The sequence below is a fragment of the Myroides sp. C1519 genome (assembly GCF_038039755.1).
GTDB lineage: Bacteria > Bacteroidota > Bacteroidia > Flavobacteriales > Flavobacteriaceae > Flavobacterium > Flavobacterium phaeum_A.
In genome coordinates, this window is sequence record NZ_JBBPHM010000037.1 from 5,001 (window position 1) to 8,855 (window position 3,855).

5 protein-coding genes (1 of these 5 cut by a window edge) are annotated in these 3,855 nt (G+C 28.7%); all 5 read left to right on the forward strand.

Annotated elements, in window-relative coordinates:
* Positions 1-822 carry the 3' portion of a phage integrase SAM-like domain-containing protein gene (locus AABL81_RS13255; protein ID WP_341341295.1) on the forward strand. Its footprint begins 477 nt before the window's first position, so 822 of the gene's 1,299 nt are visible here — the last part of the coding sequence; its start codon lies off the left edge, out of view; it ends in the stop codon at positions 820-822.
* Between the two features lie 4 nt (positions 823-826).
* Positions 827-1,666, forward strand: coding sequence for a hypothetical protein (locus tag AABL81_RS13260; protein WP_341341296.1), 840 nt, complete (start codon positions 827-829; stop codon positions 1,664-1,666).
* Positions 1,667-1,739: 73 nt separating this feature from the next.
* Positions 1,740-2,018 carry a helix-turn-helix domain-containing protein gene (locus AABL81_RS13265; RefSeq protein ID WP_063175079.1) on the forward strand — a complete coding sequence of 93 codons (279 nt, stop codon included), beginning with the start codon at positions 1,740-1,742 and terminating at the stop codon, positions 2,016-2,018.
* A gap of 3 nt (positions 2,019-2,021) precedes the next feature.
* Entirely contained in the window at positions 2,022-2,423 is a 402-nt protein-coding gene (locus AABL81_RS13270; RefSeq protein WP_160339585.1) for a hypothetical protein, read from the forward strand.
* 101 nt (positions 2,424-2,524) lie between these two features.
* Positions 2,525-3,736, forward strand: coding sequence for a hypothetical protein (locus AABL81_RS13275; protein ID WP_063175081.1), 1,212 nt, complete (start codon positions 2,525-2,527; stop codon positions 3,734-3,736).
* Positions 3,737-3,855 lie beyond the last annotated feature (119 nt).

The window sequence follows — 3,855 nt, forward strand, 5'->3', positions numbered from 1 at the left end:
AGAGAGATTAATAAATCGTTTACTGAGAAGTTTAAGACGTGGTTACTTAATGAAAGAAGATACACTGTTAATTATTCAGGTAAACAATTTGAGTTTATTAAAACGGTTTGTTTGGATGCACAAAAGAATGATATTGATGTTACAATTCATTCAATTACTCTACAACCATTTAGACAACAAGATAAAGACCGTTATATACACACCCTTTCGTTTGACGAATTACTACAAATTTATAATACAGAAATGCCAACCAAACACCTTAAAAATGTTCAGAAATGGATATTAATAGGTTGTTTTATTGGACAAAGGGGAGGGGATTTATTAAGTATTACACCTGATAATATAAGAGAGAATGCAAAAGGATTATACATTGATGTTATTCAACAAAAAACAGATACCAATGTCACTATTGGGGTATCTAAAGATTATATTGTTGATATTCTAAAAAATGACTTTCCTGAGCCTGTATCTCTTAATAAGATAAATTATCACATTGGCAGAGTTTGCGAGATTGCAAAGATTAATCAAGTTGTAAAAGGATATATTACTAACTCTAAAACTAAAGAAAAAGAGTTAGTTTCTTTACCTAAGTATAATTTTATTACTTCACATAGTTTTAGGCGTTCGTTTGCAACAAATTTTTATATTACTATTAGAACACCAATTCTTATGAGTATTACGGGGCACACGCAAGAAAGTATTTTTTTGAAGTATATCAATAAAAGGCAAGATAAAGATGTAAACGCAGATGCCTTTATAGATTCATGTGAAAAAATGAATAGTAATAATGAACCACAGTTGAAAGTAGTTAAAAGAGCATAGTATTATGGGTTTGAATTATTTAGATATAGTTTTAAAAGGATTTTGTAAAGGTCATCAAGACGATATTACACAACATTTTTATCGTGAATTTAAAAAGGCAGAAAAGGAACATTATTCATTGGATGAGTTCTTTAGAGGTTGCAATGGGATTATCCAAATGTTATTAAACAAGATTAAAGAAAAGGAGAATAAAAGAATACATGAGTTGTTGTGGATAAAAGGAGATTGTAAGAGTAAGGAGGTTGTTGATTTAGTATGTATTAAGGAAATTGATGAAGAGATTGAGGGAATAAGAAAGGGAACAGAGGCATATCCTATTTCTTTAGATTCTTTTACTAATCATTCATTTTATGGTCATATATATAGAGATGATATTATTAGAGTGACTGAACCTTTCTGTCTTGCTATTAAAAGAATTATAAAAGAGTATGAAAGTAACGTACAAAGTGTACAAAATAAATATGATAGTGTACTTAAAGAGGTTACTTCAAATGAAGTAAGTAATACTAATATATCTCCTATTCAAAGTGATAATGAGAACCCATATAGAGAAATATTTATAGGTACAGATAATGTTAACTATTGTTTCTTTAAAGAGTTTATTAATCGTAGTAAAAGTGAGGAGTTATATAACTCTGTGAGTTTCCTTGTTCGTGAAATGAAAAAAAATGAGTTAATTATTAAATCAGTTTCATATAAGGGAATAATTGATTTCTTGGATAAAGAAAGTTTAATACCAGAGGACTATACTCGATTTACTGATAATTCTTCGTTTAATTCAAATGCAGACAGTAATGCAAGAAAGATTATGTATGATAGTTTAAGAGAAAAACTCCTAAAATAGTAGAAAAATGTATTAAAATCGGAATTGAAGTAGGTTGAACTTTGTCTTAGAATTAATCAATAAAAGATTTTAAATGAGTCAAATACAATTTATTTCGGTTACACCTCAACAATTAAAAGAGGAAATCAATAAAGGAGTTCAAGAGGTATTAAAGACCTTTTTTGAAAAGTTAACACCTAAACAACCTAATGAGTACTTAACACGTCAGGAGGTTGCAGATATGTTTAAAGTGGATATTTCCACAGTACATAATTGGTGTAAGTCAGGTAAATTAAAACCTTACGGAATAGGGGCACGTGTTTACTTTTTACGTGCTGATATAGATAATTGTTTAATCCCTTTAAATAATTAGTCTATGAATACGAGTTTTAATTTACCTGATTTTTATAGTCATTATTACGAACTAACGCACTCAGTTAAAACGTATGATGTTTATACGATAGTTAATCAATCTCTCCAAAGTATTAACTTACTGACTGAAGAGTTAAGAATTGAAGATTATAGGGGTTTTTCAGATGCAAAAGGATTTAATAAGTATTTGCGTTTGCGTACTACTACTAATTGGAGAACCTGTGAGAAAGTTACAGGATTAAGATTTACTAAGAAAGATAACGTCTTTTATGGGGATAGAGTTTACAAGGGCAAAAAGAATCTTTTAGTCTTTGTATATAGTGATAGTCAGTTAAGGATAGACGTTTATAGGTCTTATTATCCTTATAATTCAACTATGTTACAGAGAATTATAGAACAATACTAAAAAGAAGAAAAGAGGTGTTTAATCGCACCTCTTTCCAATTGTTCAGTTTAAAACCTTACAGCATTGTTGTAAGAATTTTAGTAATTCAAATGTAATAAAAAATGGTTGATTTTATCAAAGTGATGTTGCCTGTTAAATATCAATCCATATTAGAAGGCAATAGTCTATTAAATTTTACTGAGAATGTAAACACAACAACAGGAGAAATTATCTCAAATGTAAAGACTGCATACTATAAGAATATGAAATTTGAAATTTATAGTTCAGGTAATATATTTATCAGTGGAAGTTTGCATAAGTTGTATAATCAGGGAGAGCATAATTATAATGACTTTAGTATTGACGATTTCCTTAAAACGGTTTTATTACTCAAAAGTCAATTTAGTATAGATGCCTGTGATTGTCGATTACGATGTTTGGAAATAGGTGTTAATGTTGTTGTTCCTTATGAAGTGGATGAAGTTATTAATCATTCAATTCTACATAGAAAAGTGTCATTTGAAAGTAAATACCATAATGCAGAGGGGAATTATAAACAATGTGTTCATTCTCAATATTACATTAAACTATATAATAAAACAAAACACTTTAAGAGTAGGTTTTCTGATGTGCCTGATAACTTAATGAGATTTGAGATTAAGTATAGAAAGATGGAGAAGTTAAATAGGATAGGAATCTATTCATTAAACGATTTAAAGAGAGAATTGTTTTTAAACTTCAAAGAATCACTTTTATTGGAGTGGGATAATGTGTTGTTTTATGACTTTACTACCCAAATTGACCATTTAAAGGAAAGAGAAAGATTAAAGATTGAAAGATATGATAGTCTTAATTTTTGGGATAGTTTAATACAGGGCACAAACGAAAACTATAAGTATCATAAAGGGCAATTAAAAAAATCCATTGACAAATACTCTAATAATGTTCAGAGTGAAGTAAGTAGTCTAATAGGGTATAAGATAGATGAGTTAATTAAGGAAACTACCTTAAATGACCATTTATATATAGAGTCAAATAAGGTAGTATCATTAACTAAAAAGTGTATTATAACTAATGTTAATATATCAATGCAAAGAGATGCGAGTTTATTGCTTTCACATTCAGGGTTACGATACTATTTTGAAAAGGATATTAACCTATATAATAGAATTAAAAATGAGTACCTGAGTTATAAATGGATTAATTCTCCTATGAATGTCCAAATACGTGAGATAGCACATAATATCAGGAATAAAGCAAGTAATACAAGGGTTAGAAATTCAAAATATTATATACCTCAACAGTACAATATTGTAAGAGAATTAGGGGTGTGATAATTTTCGGAGACAATTACGCGCGCGCGTACGCGTATATAGTGTATCGGAATATTAGGTTTATTAATATTGTTTACCTTTGTGATATACAATTGCCTATTACTCTTAAAGATTATTCA